Source organism: Lacticaseibacillus sp. 30, assembly GCF_053819265.1.
The window spans coordinates 1-22,974 of the sequence record NZ_JBSOQX010000024.1 but is presented as its reverse complement, the minus strand read 5'-3'; the positions used below and the strand labels follow the sequence as shown (position 1 = coordinate 22,974).

Here is a 22,974-nt window from a genome sequence, read left to right as displayed (position 1 = left end):
TCAGGTTCCTTGGCTTCACTGAAAATTTCCTCTGCCGAGATATCGTTTTCAACATCTTTATCTCCGTCTGGGAAAATGTTTTCGTCAGATTCTTTGGCTTCGCTAAGGACTGCTTCCGAGGAAGAGGTCTCTTCACTGTCGTTGCCGCCATCTGGGACTAAGTCATCTTTAGCTTTTTCAACTAAATCTTCGTCAACGACATGTTCTACAAAGGCATCTTCTGCAGAATTTTTGACTTCACGATCTTCACTTTGAGGATCCCGCGTATCATCAGAAGCCATTTCAGCACTAGCGTCAGTCGCGCCGTCGCCGTCATTAGCCGATTCCGTGCTTGAACTTTCAGGACTATCCGTCACCGTTTGATCTTCGAGATCAGACTCAGTCGGTTCAGAATTTTCCGTTACAGCAACTTTCTTGATCTTGAACACTTTGACGGTGCGGTTGCCGACTTGATCGACGGCTTCCAACCTGACAATGCTCGTACCAACGGGCAAAATATATCCGCGCTTAAACGGCACCGGGTCATATGGGTTCGTTCTGTTTGCGCCTGCCTCAGCTGTTGCCGCCGGTTGATGGATGTTGAAACCAGCACGAGCATGCTGGGTGAGGACATTGCTGCCGTTACTGTAAAGCCGATAGCCATCAACGTTATCGTCAATGGTGCCTTCAAGGGTAAAAATATCGGCACTGGTTTCGGCGGTGTAAACCCCGTTTGCGTCAACGGTCATGCCATCTGTGTCACTCACGGTCAATGTTGGTGATGTTGTATCTAAAATGATTTGAAGGAAGCCGTCAGTGGTCACTTTCTGACCAGTTGCGTTAATGGTCGTTAAGGCATAACCGACGTTCTTTTCTTCAGTTGATTTGAAAGGAACCGTGACGTCAAACGAACCATCTGCTGCGAGGATTGCCTGATTTTGCGGGTCACTCGGATTCGGCGTGGCAAAAATCTGCAAGTCGGTATGCGAAGGATCTTTAATTTTTCCTCTGATGTGAAGCAGTTGATGCTCGGCATCATAGCAATGACTGGCTTTGTCGACACCTACTAAAGTCAAGCTGTTGTCGTTCAGATCGGTAAACATCAAACCGCTTGTTGGTATGGCGCTTAGCAAGTTGTCCGAGAATTTCCGCCCCGGCAATGGTTCGGCACTGCTTAATCGCGTTGCAGCGTTTTTGGCCGTTGCTTCGTCATCAAAGCTTTCAGTTTTGGTGTTGTCATTGCTATAAGCGCCAGCGTCAGGATCGTGGAAAACCAACAGCGAAGGAATAGCCGGTGATTTGATGAAGGTTCCGAATTGTGGCTCATAAAGCGCATAAACGTCTAGGTTGGCATAGAAGTTGGGGTTTTCAACATCGAAAGTAGCGATGCCGGTGGTTTGGTCGCTTCTTTCAACATAGACATTGCCGGTGACACTATCTTTTAAAACGACAAGATAATCACCATCTTTAGGCACCATCACTTGAACCGTGTACTTGTCATCTTTGGTTCTGATTTCATAATTGCCATCCATTCTGAGTCCGTTACCATGAACAATCGGAATTGACCAGCGAACTTGTGGCGTCGGCGTGGTGTCCACTTCTGGCAGATACTCGCCGGCAACTGCTTGAATCGTCTGACGGCTGCTGTTGCCGGCCAAATCGGTGATAGTCAGCGTCAGTTTGCCATCGCCTGCCTCCAGCGCGTCAAGTTGATCGTCGCTTAGCTGATAGGCCACGGTACCGGTGTTTTTAGTTCCATCATTGCCAAGAGGGACTTCATAGGTTCGCAATCCGATGGCCAATACTGCGGCGCTATATTGGGTGAAGCCGACACCTTGATCTTCGTAATTGAAGGTGATGTCGCCATTGTCATAAGTGAAGTCCGTGATCGTCGGTTTGACGGTATCAATCGCAACAGGGAGATTAATACCTTGCCGATTTCTTATCCCAGCAGTATAGGTGGTGCCAACAAACTGGTAAACATAGCGACCATCTTCGGCAGTCACCAACTTGCCTGTTGCTCGATCATAAACTTTACCGTCCCATTTGAAACCATCAGGATGGTGCCGCATACTATCAGACAAGGTCAAATCCGTATTATAGTTAGTATCTTGCACGTAATGTGACTTAGCGGTGTCATTTTCAAGATCAATGACCCGGACAAGATGACCGTCTGTGTCTAGAATTTGGGCGGCGACCTGTTGAAGATTTTGTTTAACAAAAATGCGCGGGATGACGGCATCTGAAACCCCATCGTTATTGGGGGAAAATGCCACTTTATTGTCTTTTGCAGAGGCGGCAACGGTTTCCCAATTAACGTTATAACTACCGCTGTTAACAATGTCGCTTAAGGTGAGCGGATCGGCAATGCCCAGTGGGTAATTATTTTCATCAAGCAAATAGCTGCCTGTAAAAGTACTTCGACCTTCATTAGCAGCATTATCAAAGACGACTTCTGCATTGGTTGAGCCATAAAAACCCATGTAAGGCATGGAAATGGATTGACTGTCGTCCGCAGCTTTGAAGGAGATGAAGCCTTCAATGACTTGATGCAGCCGGACAGTTTGATCTAGGGTCAACGTGAAGGCCACGGTTTGTGACGCGCCTGCTTTCAAAGTGAAAGTTGGCGTTGCGGTTGTTAGTGTCGCACCTGGCAAGGCAACAGCATAAATGCCATTAGTGTGGGCGGTGTCAAAGGTTTGCGTGAGGGGATGGCCGGGCACAACCGTATAAGTTTGATCGGTTGTGCCGTGGTTGGTCAACGTGATAGTAAACGTTGGTGCTGCCTCGAATTGTTGCAAGGAAACGGAACCGGTTTGATCAGTACCTTCTGCCGTCACCGTTAAACCGCTGGCTTTGGCGACATCAATTTGACCAGCCCCTTGACGTCGTGGTGAGACAAAGTTGCCCGGATAATCATGATCCATCATAGGGGCAGCAGCATTCATGAGCGCTAATTTGACAGCTTTGACGAGTTCAGCACCAGTTAGCTTAGTTGTTTGCTTGAGATGCTGCATAACGAGTAAGCCAGCACCTGCTGCATAAGCACTGGCAGCCGCGGTGCCGCTCTTGGTCGCTAACGTGTTGTTTTTGCCAATCGAGACGGATTTTTCACCAGGTGTCGTGAGATCTGGTTTCAGTTTATAGTCAGTAGTTGGTCCCCAAGACGAGTTATACGCCATGGCGGATTTAGTTCCCAGTGCTGAATTTTCCGAAGCAATAGTGAGGGCACTAAGGCCGCCACCTGTCAGCGAAAGCGTGCTATCATTTGTCGTGATATAACCAGCCGTAGTGCCGCCGGGGACGGAGGTGCCGTGAATCGCCATGGCATTACCGTTGTTACTTGTGGTTTTGATGACAAGGACGCCATGATCGGTAGCAAATTGAATCGCCGCTTGATCTTCAGCAGTGGGATCTTCAACATCGACAGTCTTGACCAGCGATAGATAAATCACATCTGCACCTAGCGCGACCGCGTCATACACCGCACGGGCAACGTTATTTGTGGTCAGTGATTTTGCTTGGCCCAAAACCTTCATGCTTAGGATCTGTGCTTCCGGCGCGACCCCGAGGATATAGCGGCCATCTGGTCTTTCTTGTCCATTCCCGGCGATAATGCCGGCTACTTGTTCACCTTGAATATGATTATCTAAATGCAGATTAGTATTGCTATTGGTGGTGTAGTCATAGAAAAAAGGCAGCTTGTCATTGAGATAGGTACCATAGCCGTGACTAGCAGCAAAGTCGGCAATGGTTTCTTTTGAAATCTTGGCCGTCGTGTTGTCGCTTAGTCGCAACATATCATGCGGTTCAATGGCGCTATCAATGACGGCGGCAACCATGCCTTGTCCTTTAATATTTTCATCCCAAAGCGGTTGCACATTCCCTTTGGTTAAAACGGCCTGATTAATCGGTGGTTTGGCTGGCGCAGGTGTTGGCTTTGTTTGGACCGCAGATCGCGGAGAAGCGGTTGGCGCCATGACTGGTGACGCTGGTGTTTCAACAGGCACAGTGACTTTAACTTTATCGGTTGCAACAGGTGCAGTTTTTGGCGTAGCGGTTGGTGTTGCTGATACGATCGATGCGGCATGGCTGTCAAACACTGCCTTCGAATGGTCAGCCGGTTTTGTTGAAGGCGCTTCGACTTGATTGGCCGCTGATGTTGGCTGAGTTTCAATTGCGGGGGCCGCTGGTTTGTCAACGCTGGACTGGGGGTTATCAGTGGGAGTCGGTGATGCGGTAACGGGCTGTTTGTCTTTGAGTTCGGTATGCGATTTGGCAAGCGTCGTCGCGCTGGCAGTCGGTGATGCTTCATCAGCAAAAACGGTTTGCGTTGGCTGAAACATCAGAATGCCAGCTCCGCCTAAAACAGCAATGGCACTATAAATCCAATGCCGTCCCGCCTTATACATCTTATAGCGGCGTTTTTCCTGTGAAAAGGGATTCAGTTTGTACACGTTATTTCCTCCGGTAGTCATTAAAACAAAATCTTGAAAAGTGAGTTGTAGCAGCTCTAGAGAAGCGAGTGTCTTGCTCATTTTCTCTCATGTCTGTAATTTATCCTGAGATAAAACTAATGTCAACCATTAGAAAAATAAAATAAATTGGTTTTAGTATGTTAGCTAGTTGTTAAAATAAACAATTCGCATTATATTAATTGACTTTTAATCGACAATTGAATTTCTAAATAACTGAGGATCTTAAAGGTTATTTAGCAGCATTTAAAAATTGAATTATCGTTAATATCTGCGGACACGATCAGTTGAGAAACGGCCTGACACGCAAGTTCAATAACCGTATTTTCACGCATGTAATTTTTTTAAGTCGCTGAGCCGATTTTTGGCGAAAAGAAATAAGTCTGTCGATTTCAACCGACACCGTGAGCTTTTCGATACTTGGCAACCCCGTAACCGTCTGGCTTGGCGTATAATGAGCGTAATCTTACAATTCGAGGAGGAAATTATGACTGAAGCAACGCATTTTTATCAGGCATTTCAACCGGCACATTATGAGCTTTACTTGGCTATTAACCGGGCAAACAAAACGATTACCGGGAAAACAACGATTACTGGTGAGGCGAAGCAAACCGCGATCGCCCTTCATCAAAAGTATCTGAAGGTGAGTGCCCTTCAGGCCGATGGTCAGGATGTACCGTTTACGATTGATGATCCTGCAGAAGCGATTCGCATCACTTTGCCCCAATCCGGAAAGGTGACGCTGACGATTGACTACACGGCACCATTGACGGATACCATGATGGGGATCTATCCGTCTTATTACGAAGTTGATGGAGTCAAAAAGCAGATTATTGGGACACAATTTGAGACAACCGCTGCCCGTCAGGCTTTTCCAAGCGTTGATGAACCTGAGGCCAAGGCGACATTTGATTTGGCTATCAAATTCGACGAACAGCCGGGTGAGACGATCATCAGCAATATGCCGGAAATTCGCGAAGAAAATGGTGTGCATTACTTTGACACCACCGTGCGGATGTCGACTTATCTGATCGCGTTTGCTTTTGGCGATCTGCAAAATAAACAAACCACGACTAAGAGCGGTGTGAAGATTGGCGTTTTTGCTACCAAGGCCCACAAACCAAACGAGTTAGACTTTGCTTTGGACATTGCCAAGCGGTCGATTGAATTCTATGAAGACTTCTATCAAACCCCATACCCATTGCCGCATTCTTGGCAGTTGGCACTACCGGACTTTTCGGCTGGCGCGATGGAAAACTGGGGATTGGTCACCTATCGTGAAGCGTTGCTGACGATTGATCCGGACAATACCTCCCTCGAAACCAAGCAACGCGTGGCAACGGTGATTGCGCACGAATTGGCCCATCAATGGTTTGGCGATTTGGTAACCATGAAGTGGTGGGATGATTTGTGGTTGAATGAAAGTTTCGCCAACATGATGGAATATGTCGCAGTGGATGCCTTGCAGCCTGATTGGCATATCTGGGAAGCTTTCCAAACCCTTGAAGCACCAATGGCCTTGCAACGTGATGCAACAGATGGCGTGCAATCGGTTCACGTGCAGGTGGAAGATCCCGCCGAAATCGATTCCTTGTTTGACAGCGCCATTGTTTATGCAAAAGGTGCGCGGATGCTTGTCATGGTGCGAGCACTGATTGGCGACGATGCGCTTCGGGCTGGCTTAAAAGCTTACTTTGAAGCTCACAAGTTTGGCAATGCAGCCGGCGCTGATTTATGGACGGCATTAGGTAAGGCGTCGCATCTGGACGTTGGCAAAATTATGCAGTCATGGTTGGAGCAACCGGGCTATCCAGTTGTCACTGCAGCTGTGGTGGACGGCAAGCTGACCTTGTCGCAACAGCAATTCTTCATTGGTGCTGGCAAAGATGTCGGCCGCCAGTGGCAGATCCCGCTGAATAGCAACTATGCTGTGGCACCCCAAATCTTTGCCGAGAAAAAGGTTACGCTTGGCGACTATGCGCAATTACGCAAGGAAAATGGCAAACCATTCCGCGTCAATGTTGGCAACAACTCGCATTTCATTGTTCAGTACGATGAACAATTGATGACCGATATTCTAGCCAATGTGGATCAGCTGAATGCGATTGACCAGCGGCAGATTATCCAAGACCTGCGGCTGCTAGCTGAGGGTCGTAAGAATTCATACGGCAATATTGTGCCATTGCTGCCGCGGTTTGCTGCGAGCCACAGCGCGATTGTCATGGATGCTTTGTTCCGCGTAGCTGGCGACTTGAAGAAGTTTGTAGCACCTGATTCAGACGCTGAAAAGCAGTTACAGGCATTCTTTGACAAGCTCAGTGCTGGACAGCTTGATCGCCTTGGATGGACGCCGAAAGCTGATGAAAGCATTGATGATCAGTTGACCCGTCCATACATCCTGAGCATGGCGTTATATGCTAAGAATCCAGACGCGATTGCGCAAGGACATGAGTTGTTTACAGCTAATCAAGCACAATTGGTTGCTTTGCCAGCTGACATCCGGATGTTCGTTTTGGAAAATGAAGTGAAGCATTTTGGCAATGCAGACTTATTTGATCAGCTGCTAAAAGCCTACACGCAAACGACAGATTCCAGTTATAAAGCTGATATTCTGGCTGCGTTGACCAGTACAACTGATCCAACGCAAATTGCCAAATTGGTTGATAAGTTTGAGGATGCCGACACGATTAAGCCACAGGATCTGCGTTCATGGTTCCGCGGGGTTCTGAATAACCATGCTGGCGAGCAAGCTGCGTGGGACTGGATTCGCAATGAATGGCAGTGGCTTGAAAAAACCGTTGGCGGCGATATGGAATTCACGACCTATATCACTGTGATCGCTAGCGTTTTCCGTACGCCTGAACGATTGACGGAGTTCAAGGCCTTCTTTGAACCAAAGCTGCAAACACCGGGTCTGACGCGGGAGATCACTATGGACACCAGTGTGATTGCCAGTCGCGTCAGCCTGATTCAATCTGAGCAACAGGCTGTTCAGGCTGCTGTGGCAGAAGCTGTTAAGTAAAGATTTTTAATCCAATATCTGCAAACCGTCACTTTGAAAATAGGTGGCGGTTTTTCTGTGTGACATGCAGGAACATAACTTATAACTGACGAATAAGGGCGAATAACTATCCGTATTGGGTAGTATTGCGAAAAATATCATAAGTTGTTTGACTTTTCTGTTTCATGAATAATTTGATGGGGTATGAAGACACCAGTGCCAAGGCGGAGCTGTCGTAGGCCAGATGGGGCTCAGCCGTGCAAACAACACAGCGACTGGGCTTGTCGCTGATGTTGTTAGGCGACTTCGAGACCGGTTTTTGGGCTCGAAGCGCCGTCACAGCTCTAGCTACGCGTCGGCAGCCCCATCTGACCGGAGATTGCGGAGTTTGGCACGGCATGGCGTCTTTAGCCAATTGATTTTCCTGCGATTGTTGGCCACGAAGATAAAGCCCAACGCTCATTTCACATTTTTCATAGCTTATAATGGTTAATTCACAACGTTAATTTAAGAAAAATCTAATCCTCATCTATACAATTTCACGGGAAAGAAAACGGGTTAAACCGTTACACTGAAAAGCGAGTCGCTGTTGATTGATGGACAGGCGGCTGTTTGGAGGGATTTTTAGTGGCAGATACAAAGAAACAACTGCGCTGGTATAACGTGGCGTTAATTGCATTCGTCTCGGTCTGGGGCTTAGGCAATGTGTTCAACAACTACGCTCAGCAAGGCCTTTCCGTCGTGACAAGCTGGATTTTGATCATGGCGATTTACTTTGTGCCATATGCTTTGATTGTTGGTCAACTCGGCTCCACCTTTAAGGATCAAGCCGGTGGGGTTAGCTCGTGGATCAAAGAAACCGGTACGGTCAGGTTGGCCTATTATGCTGCTTGGACCTATTGGGTTGTTCATATTCCATACTTAGCTCAAAAGCCGCAAGCCATTCTGATTGCGTTGAGCTGGTTGTTTAAAGGCAACGGCAATTTCGTGAATACCGTCTCTTCAATGACCGTATCCTTAATTTGTTTAGCACTCTTCTTGCTATTTTTATGGCTGTCGTCACGTGGGTTAACCACTTTGAATCGCATCGGCAGTATGGCAGGTACGGCGATGTTCTTGATGTCGATTTTGTTTATCATTTTGGCTGTCACTGCACCGCTCATGGTCAAAGGCGTGCATGTGGCCACACCGGATATGGGCGACATTCATACCTACTTGCCGAAGTTTGATCTGAATTACTTCACCACTATTTCGATGCTGGTTTTTGCGGTTGGCGGCGCGGAAAAAATTTCTCCGTACGTCAATAACACGAAACATGCGGCCAAGGAATTTCCAACGGGGATGCTAGTGCTTGCCGGGATGGTTGCCTTTTGTGCCTTGCTCGGGTCATTTGGCATGGGCATGTTGTTTAACAGCAACCAGATTCCCACCGATTTGATGGCCAATGGACCGTATACCGCCTTCGCGATGCTGGGCAGTTATTATCATGTTGGCAATATTTTCGTCATTCTCTATGCCATCGCCAACGCGCTCGCTTCCATTTCAGCCTTAGCTTTTTCGATTGACGCGCCGCTGAAAATGCTGCTAAGTGATGCTGATCCGCATTTTATTCCAAAGAAGCTGAGTCATCTGAATAAAAAAGGCACGCCGATCAATGGTTACTGGCTGACAGGGATTCTAGTCAGCTTGCTGATTATTGTGCCAGCGCTTGGTATTGGCAATATGAACGAGCTGTATAAGTGGTTGTTAAATCTGAACTCAGTCGTGATGCCGTTACGCTACTTGTGGGTTTTCCTTGCCTATTATTTGCTTAATAAGCATTTGGAAAAATTCCAAGCAGAGTACATGTTTGTTAAAAACAAACACGTGGGCATGATTATAGGCGGATGGTGTTTTCTTTTTACCGCTTTGGCCTGCTTGTTGGGAATGTTGCCGAAAATCAATTATCTCAACGATCCAGGGACTTGGTGGTTCCAGATGGGCTTAAACATCATTACGCCAGTTATTTTCCTGGCATTGGGACTTATTTTGCCGTTCATTGCGCGACGGGATGAAGCTCGGTTACTTTAGTAAATAAAAATTGATCATAGTAAAAAAAGTCTGTGTTGGCATGCCGAAGGTTCGGGTGTCAGCACAGACTTTTTAGTTAACGCTTTTACATTGAAGCTGAATGCATCACTTAATTGCCGCTTTTTTCGCGCAGCATGTCACTGATGACGATCTGATTGACCGTGTTCCAAACCATGTGACCGACTGCTTCGGATAAGTGTTCCTCAACCGGTTGATCTTTAGCGGCAGGCACAATTTTCAGTGCCGGCATTGCCCACAAATGGGCACCTGCCCAAACGCCCAGGCCCCACATACTGCCATAGCCAAGTTTAAAAAGCGGTACATAATGGCCGGCGACAGCATAAAGCGCACCGAGGCTTGATGAGAAGCCGAAGTGTATGAGGAGGCTGACCCAAGGAATCTGATGGTCTGAATAAGTGTAAGTTGCATGGGTTTGTGCTGCGGTGAGACCGTGTTGCTGCAGGAATGTTTGCGGCGGATTGGTTGCGTCACGTTCAGGTGTCCGCGGCGGCAAAATATTTTCCCAGCCTAATTTGACAAGTCCTGATACTAAACCGGCAACGGCGCCAACCGCGGCAAGCTTCATGACAGATGTTTTTGTTTGTGTACGCATGCAATGACCTCCTTGAAAATGTCTTGAACACTTCCATTTTAGAACAGCGACAGGCATTTAGCATGGTCCGATCTTATTAGTTTTGGCTTTCCGTTAAAATGGCGCGAACTTGATTAGTGCACCGCAGCCTTTAACGAATAATAGCGCCAGACTATTGACCTGATGCGTCAGGCACACTTTACTGGCGAATGTCCGCATGATGGGCATGAACAAAGTCAATGAAGTCTTTGGCGGCTGGGGATTGGTAGTGATCTTTTAAAGTTGCCATATAAAAAATACGCTGCCAAGTTGGAAAACTAAGCGGAATGATTTTAACGGGTAGCGTTTTAAGAAGTGGCATATTGGGGACAACGGCGATGCAGAAGCCGTTTGCAACGAGACCCGCGACGGCTTCATCCTCTTCAATGGCGTACACACTGTGTGGTTGGCCGCCGCATTCGGCAAAAAGCTGGCGGATGATGGGCGCGAGGCCGCTTCTTTTGGAGAAGGTGACTTGATCGAAGGCCAAGGTTTCACTAAGTTCAATCTGGTTGCGAGTAGCCAAGGGATGATCAGTCGGCGTGATCACGACGAGTGCCTGAGAAGCAATTGGAAAATAGGCAATATCCTCTTGCTCGTCAACTTTTGAGCAAAAGCAAATATCATAATGTTTAGCGCGTAAACCTTGAATAATTTGTGGTGATAGCCCGTTTTCGTTCGTGAATTCAAAACGGACATCTTGTTGGCTGTTTTGTAAGAATTCGCGTACCATGCCAGGGACCCAGCGTGTGCTGAGGGTACGTAAGGCGGCCAGTTTAATCACCGTTTGCTCGTTGTTTTGGTGTTGCAGCTGTTCAATGCCGCTATCGAGGATGGTTAGCGAGTGATCCACAATGCGACTGAACTCGCGGCCTTCCGAAGTTAAAACAACGTTGCGTCCTTGTCGCACAAACAAGGCAAGGCCCAGTTCGGCTTCAAGACCATGAATGGCATTGCTCAGGCTGGGCTGGGTGATGTTTAACTGGCGGGCAGCACGGGTATAGTTCTGTGATTTGGCTAATGTAACGAAATATCGCAGATGAAAAAGGTTCATTTTGGTCCTCCTATGAAGGCTTAACCTGAACGATAGCCTCCAGCTATAAGCACCCTCATTATAATGAATTAGAAGTCGCTTGTGCAACCGTATACAATTCAATTTGTAAACAAGATTGAAAAATTAATCACAAATCATTTTGGGAGGCACTATCATGACACTTACTCATCCAATTACCGTTAGTTCATGGACATTAGGCGACCAATGCAAATTCGAAGATCGCGTTAAAGCAGCCGCAAAAGCTGGGTACGATGGCATCGGCTTACGCGCCGAAACCTACGTCGATGCGCTGAATGAAGGCTTAACTGATCAAGGGATTCTCGACATTCTTGATCAGTATCATATCAAGTGCACCGAGGTTGAATACATCGTGCAATGGTGTGAAGAACCGCGGACATACGAGCAAAAATATAAGGAGCAAACCTGTTTCCATATGTGTCACTTGTTTGGCGTTGAACATATCAACACCGGTTTGATGGAAAGCTATCCAGTTGACTTCACGGCCAAGAAGTTGCAGGAACTGGCACATCGCGCAGCTTTGGCTGGTAATCTCATCATTGCCCTCGAACCGATGCCATATAGCGGCATGCCAGATTTGAAGAAGACTTGGGCGATTCTCCAAGGCGCCGGTGCTCCGAATGTGATGATGTTGTTAGACATGTGGCACTGGGTTCGAGCAGACCAGCCGTTCGACTTGCTGACGAAGGAACAAGCTAAGCGCGTTATCTCAATTCAACTTGATGATGCTTACAAGCGGCCATATGCAAAGTCCATTTTGCGTGACGAGTCGATGCACGATCGCTTAGCACCGGGAACTGGGTTTGAAGATCGGACTGAAAAGTTTATCAAGATGATTAAAGAGGCTGGCGTGGATCCAAAAGTGATTGGTGTTGAAGTCATTTCTGATCACTACATGGCCAAAGGGATTGACTGGGTTGCCAAATATACTTACGACACCACGGTGAAAACCTTGCAGGCGGCATGGCCGGAAATTTTGAAGGAAACTGTTGCGACACACTAAAAGGAGCGTAATTTTTATGGCTGATTGGTTAGGTTTGAAAGACAAAGTTGTCGTTGTCACTGGTGCTGTTGGCGGTATGGGCACTCATTTTTGCGAAGCCTTTGCAGAGCATGGGGCGAAGCTTGTCTTGGTTGATATTAAGAAAGATGCGATTCAGACAGCAGCTAAGAAGTTAGCTGATCAATATGGCGTTCAAACATTAGCAGTGGCAACCGATACGACAGATGAAGATGAAGTCGATGCTGCGGTGCAAGCGGTTGTGGCTGAGTTTGGCAAAGTGGATATTCTCGTGAACACGGCCGCTATCTTGCGCTTTTCACCGTTTGAGGACTTGCGTTTGGATGAGTGGAAGACGGCTGTGAATATTAATTTGACTGGTTATTTCTTGATGTCACAACGATTTGGTCGGCAAATGATTGCCCAACATCATGGGACGATGGTGCATATTTCAACGGTTGCGGCTGATTTCCCAGAGACATACAGCGGGGCGTACAGCACAACCAAAGCTGCGGTCAATATGTTATCGAAGCAAATGGCCGCTGAATGGGGACAGTTTGGGATTCGCAGCAACTGTGTCATGCCATGTCTGGTGAAGACCCCGATGTCGGCTGATTTTTACAAGGATCCTAACGTGTTGGACGGCCGTGAGCACTTAGTTGCCAGTCGCCGGATTGGCAACTTGGATGACATCGCTAATGCTGTCCTTTACTTGAGCAGTGACCGTTCCGATTACACAAACGGTGATGAACTGCGAGTTGATGGCGGGCTGGGCATCATGATGCAAGATATGATTCCGAAGCCGGGTGGTCGGCGTGAATACGCGATTAAAGCGCACCAAGCTGCCAAGTAATTTGCAATATTGATAGAAGCAACTTGATCGCACCTTGGGTCAGGTTCTTCTTTTCAAAATGCTCGTGAAAATATGAACTTAATGGAGGCACTGAACATGGAGACGTGGATTTCTGGAACGACTGGTTTGTTGTGTTTGCTGGGCAGTCCGGTTGGTCATTCTGGCTCGCCAGCAATGTATAACTTCAGTTTTCAAAAGCAAAAAATTGATGCAGCTTATGTGGCGTTTGACGTGACCAAGGGGCAGATGCCAGAAGCACTGAATGCCATGCGCCTTTTCAAAATGCGCGGCGGCAACGTCACGATGCCGTGTAAAAATGTAGCAGCAACTTTGATGGACGAGTTATCGCCTGCTGCCAAGATCATTGGTGCGGTGAATGTCGTTGTGAATGATGATGGCAAATTGATCGGTCACATCACGGATGGCATCGGATTTGTTCGGAATTTGCAGGAACACGGAATTGATATCAAAGGCAAGCATTTGGTGGTATTAGGTGCTGGTGGCGCCGCGACTGCCATTCAAGTCCAAGCGGCGTTAGATGGTGCGAAACAGATTACCATCTTTAATCGCCAGGATGAATTCTATTCACGTGCTGAATCGACCGCCAAGAAGTTGGCCGAGGCAGCGCCTGCTGTCAAAGTAGATGTGGTTCAGTTGGAAAATACTGACAGGCTCAAAGCAGCGATTGCGGACGCCGATATTCTTGTCAACGCAACTACTGTCGGCATGAAACCAGACGATGGGGTTTCCCTTGTTGATCCGAGTTTCCTACGCGCAGATTTGGTGGTGGCCGACACGGTATACAATCCTTTGAAGACAAAGTTGATTGAAGATGCTGAAAAAGTTGGCGCAAAAACAGCACCGGGTAAAGGCATGCTACTTTGGCAAGGCGCAGCCGGATATCAATTGTGGACTGGTCAGGACATGCCGGTGAAGGCATATCAGGCATTTGAAGAAGAGCGTGAACCAGACCGGTCTCTGGTGTAGGGAACACGTTTAAAAACGGAGGCAACTTGAACGATGAAAACCAAACGTAATCATTTTTTGCCGGGTGCACTGGCACTGTATTTTTCCTATGCGATGCTGGGAATCGCATCTTCCATTCTAAGTCAGTATAAGGCGCAGTTTGCTTCGAATTGGGGTGCGCAACAACTGAGCAATGGCACCGTTGACGTCAGCATGGTCGTGTCAGTGATTGCGGCGTTCGGGTTAGGTCGCTTGATTGCCTATCCGTTTGCCGGGCCAGTGTCGGATCATTTTGGCCGGAAGGTTTCTGGGACGATTGGGATCGGGTTGTATGTGATCTTCTTCATCGGCATCATCACGGTCAATAGTTTCTGGGCGGCTTATCTCATCGGTATTCTTAATGGGATGGCGAATTCATTTTTGGACACCTGTGTTTCCCCGAGTCTCATGGAAATGTTTCCGGAATCGGCGTCAATTGCCAATCTTCTGACAAAATTCGCTGTGGTCACCGCGCAGTTTATTTTGCCGTTCTTCATTGGCGGCGTTGCGGCGGCTGGCCTGTCATTTCGGACGATCTTCATCATCTGCGGCGTGGCGCTGGCTGCCGATGCCATTGCCATTATCGTTTTCCCATTTCCTAAGCGGGAAAAACCACAGCTGAATGCAGCTGGCACGCCTGAAAAAATGCATTTTTCAATTGGGTCTGTGGCGGCCATTTTAATTGGCTTCACCAGTTCGACCACCTTCATGGTTTGGTTGAATTGCAACCAGGAACTAGGGGCGGCTTACGGGGTTAAAAATCCAGCAACGCTGCAATCGTTATACGCCGTTGGTGCTGGGATTGCGGTGTTGCTGACGGCTCGTCTGATCAAAGCCGGGTTAAAAGAAAGCACCGTTTTGATCCTGTATCCGACGATTGCGGTGGTCATGTTAGCCTTGTGCTACTTTGTGCAGACGCCGGTCATTCTTTTCATTGGTAGTTTTGTGATTGGTTATGCCGCGGCTGGCGGTGTGTTGCAACTTGCCACCTCAACAACTATCAGTTTCTTCCCCAGTCATAAAGGCACGGCGACTTCGCTGGTCATGATTGCTTCGAGTATTGCCAACTATGCGGTGTTATCCGCCGCTGCCGGGTTGACCAAGGCCTTTGGCGATGCGGCACCACGGATGATCATTCTTTTGAATATTGTCATCACGATTGTCGGCATCGGTTTAGCACTGGTCGTGAAGACGCAGGAAAAGCACGTGCTAGCAGTTTCACAAGTCCATTAGTAAAAAGGAGTTCGGAACATGTCATTAAAAGATGAAATTGACGGTCACACCGTTTTAGCTGGTTTACTGGCGCATCCTGCTGGCCACTCGATGTCGCCAGCAATGTACAACGCAACATTTGAAAAACTTGGGTTAAATGATGCCTACCTGTCCTTCGATGTTGATGCACCTGAATTGGCACACGCCTTGCAAGCCATGCGCAGCCTGCATTTTTTGGGTGGTAATTTGTCGATGCCGAATAAGCAAAAGGCCATACCGTTGTTGGACAAACTATCGCCGGCCGCAAAATTGATCGGTGCCGTGAATACCATTGTCAATGACCACGGGGTGCTGACCGGCCATATCACCGATGGCACAGGCTTCATGCAAGCACTGAGCAACGATGGCTTGGATATTCGCGGCGAGCAAATGACACTGGCAGGAGCTGGCGGTGCGGGGACAGCGATTGCGATTCAAGCAGCTTTGGACGGTGTCCGGGAAATCAACATTTTTAATCGTCGTGATGCTTCGTGGCAAAATGCCGAACGTAATGTGACCATCATTAATGACCAAACGCAAGGCCATGCGACATTGTTTGCACTCGATGATCAACCGGCGTTAAAGGCTAGCATTTCGGATTCAGTTATCTATGTTGATGCGACACCCGCGGGGATGAAGCCGCTAGAAACTGTTAGTAATGTGCCTGATGGCGATTGGTTTACGTCAGAGACGATCGTGTTTGATACGGTCTATGCACCGCGCGAAACCAAGCTTATGCAGCTCGCTAAAGAAGCCGGTGTGAACCACGTGTATAACGGCATTAACATGCTGATCAATCAAGGCGCTGCCGCCTTCCATCTGTGGACAGGCCTACAAATGCCAGTTGATTATATTCGCGAGACGGTGTTTGGTGAACCGGCGGCAGTCGCGCACTCGTAAGCAAGAAGACGAATTCAAGCAGTCAGCCACGCGCTTAAAATCGTCATTTCGACAAATCAAAAAAGAAGATAATCTTGTAAAAAAGCCCTGATGCCAGTGGCACACTGACATCGGGGCTTTTTGCATTCTGTGGCCATGTGCCAACGTTTTCTAAGCTGACTGAGTGGGCATGCGGTCACCTGCTAATTGAATAAAAAGTATTCGCGAATATATCAACGTCAAAGGTTGTTATTGGCCTTACATTTAGTTAGTATATAAGTACTGAAAGGGAGGATACTATGAAATACCTCATTGAATTCAAACGATGTTGGCACCAGTCGAACGGTCAGGGTATCCACCTGATGTGTCCGGGCAAATGACCACATGTGGGATTTCTTACCCACGGTCACGCGCAAAGTTTCTTTTAAGGTTAATTAGTCATTATGAGGGAATAGGAGGTGAACCTTGGAAAAATCGCCACTCAAGATCGGTATTTTGAACGTCATGCATGATAAGGCTGACACCAAAACTCGGCTACAGCATGTTTTGACGCACACTGACATACCGGTCGATTTGCATTTTTACTACCCCATGACCCATTACGCCGGACGGACGGTGCCGGAAGCGGTCAGTTCAATCCTCGATCCGCTGGACATTCATGAGGTAGCGACGATGGATGGGTTCATCATCACCGGTTCGCCGATTGAAACCTTGGAATTTGATCAAGTGCATTATATCGCCGAAGTTCGAACCTTGTTGAAAACGTTAAGTCAGCATGTCCCTAATCAGCTCTATCTTTGCTGGGGTGGGATGGTTGCATTGAATTACTTTTTTGGCATCAGCAAGCTAATCTTGCCGCATAAACTTTTTGGCGTTTATCCGCAAACCATTCTTGAGCCGCACCCACTTTTGAAGGGACTCAAAAATGACTTCAAGTCGCCGCATGCACGCTATGCCGAAATGGATGTCCGCGGTATTCATGCCGATCCGCGGCTCACGATTAACGCGACAACGACGAAGGGCAAACTCTTCATGGTGACCGAACCGACTGATACGCAAACTTTCGTCTTTTCACACATCGAATACGATCGGTGGGGATTGGATTCAGAATACAAGCGTGAAGTCGCTGCTCATCCAGAGATCGACTATGTTCGCGCTAAACATTATTATCATCACAAAAATGATTACTATCATCCCAAGTTCAATTGGAAGAAAACGCAACGAACGATTTTTGACAATTGGATTCAACATGTCGCGGATCATCGCAATGACAATCATTAGGAAAATCAATCAACTAATATGGAGGCTTTTAATATGGTGACAGCAGCAGATAATATTACCGGTTTGATTGGCAACACCCCTTTGCTTAAGCTAAATCGTGTCGTCCCAGAAGATGCAGCAGATGTTTATGTGAAGCTTGAATTCTTTAATCCCGGCGGTTCTGTCAAAGACCGAATTGCCTTGGCCATGATTGAAGATGCCGAATACAAGGGCGTTTTGAAGCCAGGCGGCACCATTGTTGAACCAACATCTGGCAACACTGGCATCGGCTTGGCTTTGGTCGCCGCGGCTAAAGGCTACCACCTGATCATCACGATGCCAGAAACGATGAGTGTTGAACGTCGTGCGTTAATGCGGGGCTATGGCGCCGAATTGATTCTGACACCAGGGGCGGATGGCATGCCGGGTGCGATTAAAAAAGCTCAGGCACTCAGCAAGGAAAATGGTTACTTCTTGCCGATGCAGTTCCAAAATCCGGCTAATCCGGATGTGCACGAGCGCACCACCGGTCAAGAAATCATCCGTTCTTTTGATGGCGGCACCCCAGACGCCTTCGTTGCCGGCGTCGGCACAGGTGGCACGTTGACCGGGGTTGGCCGGGCGTTGCGGAAAATCAACCCGCAGGTGCAAATTTATGCACTTGAAGCAGCTGAGTCACCAATGCTCAAAGAAGGGCACGGCGGCAAGCATAAGATCCAAGGTATCTCCGCTGGCTTCATCCCAGACGTTTTGGATACCAACCTATACCAAGACATTATTGAAGTCACCAGCGACCAGGCCATCGACATGGCTCGTCACGTTAGCCACGAAGAAGGCTTCCTGCCAGGTATCTCTGCCGGCGCCAATATTTTCGGTGCCATTGAAATTGCTAAGAAACTTGGCAAAGGTAAGAGTGTGGTAACAGTCGCGCCGGATAATGGTGAACGGTACTTGTCAACGGACCTGTTTAAGTTCGAAGATTAAAGGTACAATTTTACAGCTGGCATTGATGAAATAGAACATGAAATGAAAGTGGCTCGGTATCTGACAAAGGTCAGCTATCGGGCCACTTTTATATGGATAAAAATTATATGGACCATTTGATAAACTAATTAAATGCAAGTATGCATCAACTGATGATCATGGGCATCAGTCCGTGATTCTTTCTTTACTTTAGTCATGATGATCAAGACGGGTTCCTTTGAAAATGACGGCTTGAATTTTTGGCTCTTTCTGCAACAGTCGCCATGTATAGACCAGACTAGCTGTGGCTGACATGATCATGATGTTCCATGTGCTTGAGGAAAAGTTCTTCCATACGAAAAGATCTTTTTCAATCTCCTCACTAAGTTCCGATAAAACATCCACATGCCATCCTGATAGCAACGCAAACCCAAGACCATAAATAAAGATCACGATCCAGCCTACCAAATATTGCCATCCGTGGCGAATTTCAATGATAGGAAGGCCATTGACATCAGGTTTTTGAGAAACGTGGATTTTTAGACCAGTTGTTTGAAACCAGCCCAGAATGGCACCAATCAAGATGGTTACCGCAAGTGCCAAAAAGGTAGGCCGCTTGTGAGAAACTAATAATATACCGGTCACTAAGGTATAAGCGGGTATGATAACTAATGTTAACCGTGAGATTCTTTCGAAACGAAAGACATGACGAGTGAAGAAAAACAATGCAGCAATGAGTAGTATTATTTGTGACATAGGGGGCCTCTTATTCAGGATTATAAAGGTAGAACTTAATTTTCAAAGTTTACTGCTTTGAAGATTTCGAAGCAATAGGACGATGCAAATTATTCGAGAATGGCTATAATGGGAGTTATAAGTCTCCATGGTGCAACGGATAGCATAATGGTCCTCGAAACCACAGATCCGGGTTCGAATCCCGGTGGAGGCATTATTTAGCTTTCTTTAGGTTATTTTAGATTTTTAAAAAGCTTATGTATCAATATTTACAGCAATTTAGGTATCTTTAGAGTTACTTTGTTTTTATTTTTCGGGGGACAAAAAGGGGACAAACACAATCATAGCTGATCCATGAATAACACGGCCTTATGTGCTTCTTGTTTTCTCTGTGAGTCTAACAAATGACCATAGACTTTCATCGTAATAGTCACGTCTGAATGACCCAACCGCTTTGAAATATAATAGATGTCGACGCCTTTGCTGATCAAGTAGCTGACGTGGCTATGACGCAACCCGTGAAAGGTGATCTGCTTATCTTCAGGGATCCCAGCTTTGTTCTGAATGACGTGCAGGGCTTTGTTACATGCGCTGTCTGTAATCACGTTGTGACGTGGATCACGCATAATCATCTGGTCTTCGTCACGATATCCAGTACGAAGATAAGATGCTGCTTGTTCCTGATGGATCTTATTAAGAAGCTCAATGACGCTGGGCGATATCTCAATGTCGCGAACTGACGAATCAGTTTTAGTTGGTTTGAATCCTGTTCCATACAAATGATCCCAAGAACGCGTAACGTGAATGACGCAGAGCTTAGTATCGATGTCAGGCCAAGTTAAAGCCAACACTTCAGATATTCGCATGCCAGTCATCGAGCCAATATAAACAGCAAGCGCCCCGATATTGCGGTACGAAGCCCGTTCAATAGCAATTGCTTTAACCTTAGCGAAATCACGGCTGTCTAGCACCTTTACTTTCCCACTAGAGCACACGCCTGATGTCTTCGTTCCAAAGGTAAAATCAGAAAATAGAATGCGTTCATTGATTGCCGCTTTTACCATCCCACGAACATAGCTGTTCATCTTGGTAACGATATCTTTCGAACGCTCACGTGGCCGCTTTCGTGTGGTTTTCTCCTTGCGATCTTTGCCAGCAGCAAAATCGTTAATAAATTTCTGCCATTCGATAGGTCGAATAGAATTAAGCTTTCGGCCATCAAATCGGCTCTTTAGGTGCTTTCTGAAAAGTTTGTAACGGTATACAGTGTTGATTGACTTGCCATTGATTCGGTATGCTTCAGCCCATTGATCCCAATAATCAAGTAACAGAACGTCTTGTTTTGATGGATCGCCACCACGTTTGAGGTCATCTTCTACAGCTTCCGCAGCATCTTGCGCAGATGATTTAAGCCGATACCCGCCGTGTGAAGCAACCAGCTGTTTACCGGCGGAGTCCGTATACTTAACCCGGTATTCCCAATATTTGCCGCGTTTCCTAAATGTTGCCATGCGAATTGCCTCCTTTTCTGGTAAAATCGAGTATACAAAGAGCCTTATGACTCCGAGTATTTGTTAGGCGTCTACCCGTTCACTTTGGTCGGTGGGGTAGGCGCTTTTTGCGCTATTTCCTGCCTGCTTTTTTCTTGTTAAGTGCCTCGTTTACGTTACTGAGCGGAATATCTTTGATGAATCGTTTTTCTCTAATTCTAGAAAAGGGGACAACGATCTTGTCGTTTAGTTCTGTTTTTTCTTTATCAGTGAAGACTTCGGTGTCTGAAATGTCTAGGAGAACTGAGTGCTCATATTTTTTGATCGGTTCTCCTTCAAAATTTTTCCAAGTTTTTTCGCCAAACTTATAAGAGATTACTGTAATTGGTTTCATAGGCTTTACCCCCTACAATCTGTGTGGCTTTTTGTGATATAATTAAGTGAATGAAATTCATGCAAAAAGAAATTAGGTGAGTATAAATCATGGAAATGCAACAACTAATCTTAGCGGGTATCCTTGGGTTCTTGACTTTCATATGGCTCGATAAGCTAGATGCTATTCATTTCGATTTGCCAGCAAGACAGACAGATCGTACTATCGCTTTGATTCTGATATCTATGCTGAATGCTGCTGGTGGCCTCGCAATTTACCAGCAAATCTGGGGAACAGTTGGTCACAGCTTCTGGAGTGAATTTGGCCTTTTCGTAGTTACGCTGATTTTGTCTGTTCCATTAGCCTTCACTTACTATTTCTTAATTAAGCTAGGAAATTCATGCCTGATATGGATACAAGAACAATTTCACGTTGCCACCGTATTGCCAGGGTCGCCGCTAGTTGAGGCATTAAAAAATAAAGAATACAGTGAGGAAAAGCTTGTCATCATTTTCGACTTTAACGACAAGCTTATCTCTAGTGGTTACGCCAATCGCCTACCTGGAAGCGACGACCCAACTCAACAAATCGGGTTGATGACATATGGACAGGATTGGACCGTGAAATTGGCACAGAAAAAATATGATGAGTCTCCACAAAACAGTGAACAAATCATTGACTTCGACCGACAATTGAAAATTTATATTATCGGAATCAATCCTTATTCTTAGAAGATGCCGAATCCGGCATCTTTGGTTTGGGGGGAACAGGGTCTTTGTGAACTAATTTGATTGAACGATTTTGTACATTTCTGTCAAAAAAGAGGCCGGATTTTTTATCTGGCAAACTTTTAGCTTTATCTGAGTTGTCTTTTTGCAATTTCTTTTCCTCCACATAATCTAATTGCTCCTCGACCACAGCGGCCGGGGGTTTTTTGTATCCAGCCAACACTCAGTTAAACTGCTCGACATTTTGATCATCGTCTTGATCACTAGCGCAAGCGGTTGTTGCGCCAGCCAACAAAACAATGAGTAAGATGGCAACTATCTTTTTTAGCATGATGACTCACATCCTTTACTTGGTATGTGGCACAAGCCCCACTCTCCGGCTTGCACGGAGACGCCGCTTGCGTTGGGGAAGGGACTAAATAAGACCGAACAGTATAATTATTATAATAATTGGTATTGTGCATCCTAAAGTCATCGAACAACCGAAGTCGCTAAAAAATTTCCCGGTTTTGTCAACTGATTGTGAAAACTTATCAGCACCATTGGCAACTTTTTCCCATGAATTGATTGGCATACCGTTCTGATGTTCACCTGGATAAATTATTTTAGCCCCGCAGTTGGGGCAAAAGCGCTCGCCTTTAAGCTGATGTTTACAATTCAGGCAATAAGGCTTTCTTTTTGCTGCGTACATTTTTTTGCCGACTTCAGACCATTCTTCACCGGAATTATTGTTGAGCGTCTTAGCTGGTTGCTGATCTTCGGCGATAAGTTTTAAAGTTACTGGGTCTCTATAAGTTTTGACAGTAATAGAACCATCGCTTCGTGTACTTGTTTGTTTATATGTCCCCCCGTGTATAGATACCCACAGTTCCACTTTGTCATTTAGATACAAGGCTGAGAATGTTTTGACTTTGTCGTTCGGTATCTTTCCAATGAAGTACTTAGTTTGCCTAATTTCGGCATATACTTTCCCATCAATATCGACTGAAACTGGTTGATTTAAGGCAGCAAACTTACTTAGTTGCCATATCTTATTTTCAAAAGCAGTATCAATAATTTCGGAGTTGCCGAGACCATCATATGCTTGCCCTGCATCAACCTGGTCTTCCGGTAACAGATTCATTCATTCAGAAATCTGAGAGTCTTGAGTATCTAATAATGTGCATATTTTTGTCATAATCCAACATCAACATCTTTCTACAATTAATT

General features: G+C 46.5%; 17 protein-coding genes, 1 tRNA gene and 1 pseudogene. 11 read left to right on the top strand and 8 right to left on the bottom strand.

Annotated features, from left to right (window positions below; translation table 11 throughout):
• Positions 1-20 precede the first annotated feature (20 nt).
• A pseudogene (locus ACWPAB_RS12970) lies at positions 21-4,436 on the bottom strand (S8 family serine peptidase); the annotation flags it as partial.
• A gap of 505 nt (positions 4,437-4,941) precedes the next feature.
• On the opposite strand from ACWPAB_RS12970, the gene ACWPAB_RS12965 reads away from it, so the two are divergent.
• Positions 4,942-7,476 carry a M1 family metallopeptidase gene (locus ACWPAB_RS12965; RefSeq protein WP_016380289.1) on the top strand — a complete coding sequence of 845 codons (2,535 nt, stop codon included), beginning with the start codon at positions 4,942-4,944 and terminating at the stop codon, positions 7,474-7,476.
• 606 nt (positions 7,477-8,082) lie between these two features.
• Positions 8,083-9,525, top strand: a complete 1,443-nt coding sequence (locus ACWPAB_RS12960) for an amino acid permease (RefSeq protein WP_003577866.1) — start codon at positions 8,083-8,085, stop codon at positions 9,523-9,525.
• Between the two features lie 109 nt (positions 9,526-9,634).
• Here the strand turns inward: ACWPAB_RS12960 and ACWPAB_RS12955 are convergent, their stop codons facing one another.
• Together ACWPAB_RS12955 and ACWPAB_RS12950 are read right to left on the bottom strand one after the other, a co-directional pair.
• Positions 9,635-10,138 (bottom strand): DUF1440 domain-containing protein, encoded by a 504-nt coding sequence (locus ACWPAB_RS12955; protein ID WP_003563498.1) that lies wholly within the window; start codon positions 10,136-10,138, stop codon positions 9,635-9,637.
• 178 nt (positions 10,139-10,316) lie between these two features.
• Complete coding sequence (locus ACWPAB_RS12950; RefSeq protein WP_016381911.1) at positions 10,317-11,210, bottom strand: LysR family transcriptional regulator; 894 nt, start codon at positions 11,208-11,210, stop codon at positions 10,317-10,319.
• Positions 11,211-11,364: 154 nt separating this feature from the next.
• On the opposite strand from ACWPAB_RS12950, the gene ACWPAB_RS12945 reads away from it, so the two are divergent.
• From ACWPAB_RS12945 to cysK, 7 genes are all read left to right on the top strand, one after another.
• Positions 11,365-12,231 (top strand): sugar phosphate isomerase/epimerase family protein, encoded by an 867-nt coding sequence (locus ACWPAB_RS12945; RefSeq protein WP_003577882.1) that lies wholly within the window; start codon positions 11,365-11,367, stop codon positions 12,229-12,231.
• A 16-nt stretch (positions 12,232-12,247) separates the two neighbouring features.
• Entirely contained in the window at positions 12,248-13,081 is an 834-nt protein-coding gene (locus tag ACWPAB_RS12940) for an SDR family NAD(P)-dependent oxidoreductase (RefSeq protein WP_003563502.1), read from the top strand.
• Between the two features lie 96 nt (positions 13,082-13,177).
• Positions 13,178-14,068 carry a shikimate dehydrogenase gene (gene aroE, locus ACWPAB_RS12935; protein ID WP_003577885.1) on the top strand — a complete coding sequence of 297 codons (891 nt, stop codon included), beginning with the start codon at positions 13,178-13,180 and terminating at the stop codon, positions 14,066-14,068.
• 33 nt (positions 14,069-14,101) lie between these two features.
• Positions 14,102-15,319 carry an MFS transporter gene (locus ACWPAB_RS12930; RefSeq protein ID WP_003586896.1) on the top strand — a complete coding sequence of 406 codons (1,218 nt, stop codon included), beginning with the start codon at positions 14,102-14,104 and terminating at the stop codon, positions 15,317-15,319.
• A gap of 18 nt (positions 15,320-15,337) precedes the next feature.
• The gene (locus tag ACWPAB_RS12925; protein ID WP_003577889.1) at positions 15,338-16,237 is read left to right on the top strand and encodes a shikimate dehydrogenase; all 900 of its coding nucleotides are present in this window, start codon (positions 15,338-15,340) and stop codon (positions 16,235-16,237) included.
• 444 nt (positions 16,238-16,681) lie between these two features.
• The gene (locus ACWPAB_RS12920) at positions 16,682-17,497 is read left to right on the top strand and encodes a homoserine O-succinyltransferase (RefSeq protein WP_455692703.1); all 816 of its coding nucleotides are present in this window, start codon (positions 16,682-16,684) and stop codon (positions 17,495-17,497) included.
• A 33-nt stretch (positions 17,498-17,530) separates the two neighbouring features.
• Entirely contained in the window at positions 17,531-18,460 is a 930-nt protein-coding gene (gene cysK, locus ACWPAB_RS12915) for a cysteine synthase A (RefSeq protein WP_003577893.1), read from the top strand.
• A gap of 189 nt (positions 18,461-18,649) precedes the next feature.
• Here the strand turns inward: cysK and ACWPAB_RS12910 are convergent, their stop codons facing one another.
• A complete protein-coding gene (locus ACWPAB_RS12910) occupies positions 18,650-19,195 on the bottom strand; it encodes a hypothetical protein (RefSeq protein WP_003577895.1) in 546 nt (181 codons plus the stop codon).
• Between the two features lie 121 nt (positions 19,196-19,316).
• Here ACWPAB_RS12910 and ACWPAB_RS12905 point away from each other — a divergent pair.
• Positions 19,317-19,388: transfer RNA gene (locus ACWPAB_RS12905), tRNA-Arg, on the top strand.
• Between the two features lie 127 nt (positions 19,389-19,515).
• Here ACWPAB_RS12905 and ACWPAB_RS12900 read toward each other — a convergent pair.
• Positions 19,516-20,685, bottom strand: coding sequence for a site-specific integrase (locus ACWPAB_RS12900; RefSeq protein ID WP_003577897.1), 1,170 nt, complete (start codon positions 20,683-20,685; stop codon positions 19,516-19,518).
• A 112-nt stretch (positions 20,686-20,797) separates the two neighbouring features.
• A complete protein-coding gene (locus ACWPAB_RS12895) occupies positions 20,798-21,058 on the bottom strand; it encodes a hypothetical protein (RefSeq protein ID WP_003573997.1) in 261 nt (86 codons plus the stop codon).
• A gap of 89 nt (positions 21,059-21,147) precedes the next feature.
• Between ACWPAB_RS12895 and ACWPAB_RS12890 the strand changes: the two genes are divergently transcribed.
• Positions 21,148-21,768 (top strand): hypothetical protein, encoded by a 621-nt coding sequence (locus tag ACWPAB_RS12890; protein WP_016368286.1) that lies wholly within the window; start codon positions 21,148-21,150, stop codon positions 21,766-21,768.
• On the opposite strand, the gene ACWPAB_RS12885 is transcribed toward ACWPAB_RS12890, so the two are convergent.
• Positions 21,752-21,988 carry a hypothetical protein gene (locus ACWPAB_RS12885; protein ID WP_003572177.1) on the bottom strand — a complete coding sequence of 79 codons (237 nt, stop codon included), beginning with the start codon at positions 21,986-21,988 and terminating at the stop codon, positions 21,752-21,754. The two genes, ACWPAB_RS12890 and ACWPAB_RS12885, sit on opposite strands and share 17 nt — an antisense overlap.
• A gap of 192 nt (positions 21,989-22,180) precedes the next feature.
• The gene (locus tag ACWPAB_RS12880; protein ID WP_016380288.1) at positions 22,181-22,888 is read right to left on the bottom strand and encodes a putative zinc ribbon protein; all 708 of its coding nucleotides are present in this window, start codon (positions 22,886-22,888) and stop codon (positions 22,181-22,183) included.
• Positions 22,889-22,974 lie beyond the last annotated feature (86 nt).

Excerpts from the sequence above, each read along its gene's own strand:
- ACWPAB_RS12965 (WP_016380289.1), top strand. The coding sequence starts at position 4,942 with ATGACTGAAGCAACGCATTTTTATCAGGCATTTCAACCGGCACATTAT.
- ACWPAB_RS12955 (WP_003563498.1), bottom strand. The coding sequence starts at position 10,138 with ATGCGTACACAAACAAAAACATCTGTCATGAAGCTTGCCGCGGTTGGC.
- ACWPAB_RS12950 (WP_016381911.1), bottom strand. The coding sequence starts at position 11,210 with ATGAACCTTTTTCATCTGCGATATTTCGTTACATTAGCCAAATCACAG.
- ACWPAB_RS12945 (WP_003577882.1), top strand. The coding sequence starts at position 11,365 with ATGACACTTACTCATCCAATTACCGTTAGTTCATGGACATTAGGCGAC.
- ACWPAB_RS12940 (WP_003563502.1), top strand. The coding sequence starts at position 12,248 with ATGGCTGATTGGTTAGGTTTGAAAGACAAAGTTGTCGTTGTCACTGGT.
- aroE (WP_003577885.1), top strand. The coding sequence starts at position 13,178 with ATGGAGACGTGGATTTCTGGAACGACTGGTTTGTTGTGTTTGCTGGGC.
- ACWPAB_RS12930 (WP_003586896.1), top strand. The coding sequence starts at position 14,102 with ATGAAAACCAAACGTAATCATTTTTTGCCGGGTGCACTGGCACTGTAT.
- ACWPAB_RS12925 (WP_003577889.1), top strand. The coding sequence starts at position 15,338 with ATGTCATTAAAAGATGAAATTGACGGTCACACCGTTTTAGCTGGTTTA.
- cysK (WP_003577893.1), top strand. The coding sequence starts at position 17,531 with ATGGTGACAGCAGCAGATAATATTACCGGTTTGATTGGCAACACCCCT.
- ACWPAB_RS12910 (WP_003577895.1), bottom strand. The coding sequence starts at position 19,195 with ATGTCACAAATAATACTACTCATTGCTGCATTGTTTTTCTTCACTCGT.
- ACWPAB_RS12900 (WP_003577897.1), bottom strand. The coding sequence starts at position 20,685 with ATGGCAACATTTAGGAAACGCGGCAAATATTGGGAATACCGGGTTAAG.
- ACWPAB_RS12895 (WP_003573997.1), bottom strand. The coding sequence starts at position 21,058 with ATGAAACCAATTACAGTAATCTCTTATAAGTTTGGCGAAAAAACTTGG.
- ACWPAB_RS12890 (WP_016368286.1), top strand. The coding sequence starts at position 21,148 with ATGGAAATGCAACAACTAATCTTAGCGGGTATCCTTGGGTTCTTGACT.
- ACWPAB_RS12880 (WP_016380288.1), bottom strand. The coding sequence starts at position 22,888 with ATGAATCTGTTACCGGAAGACCAGGTTGATGCAGGGCAAGCATATGAT.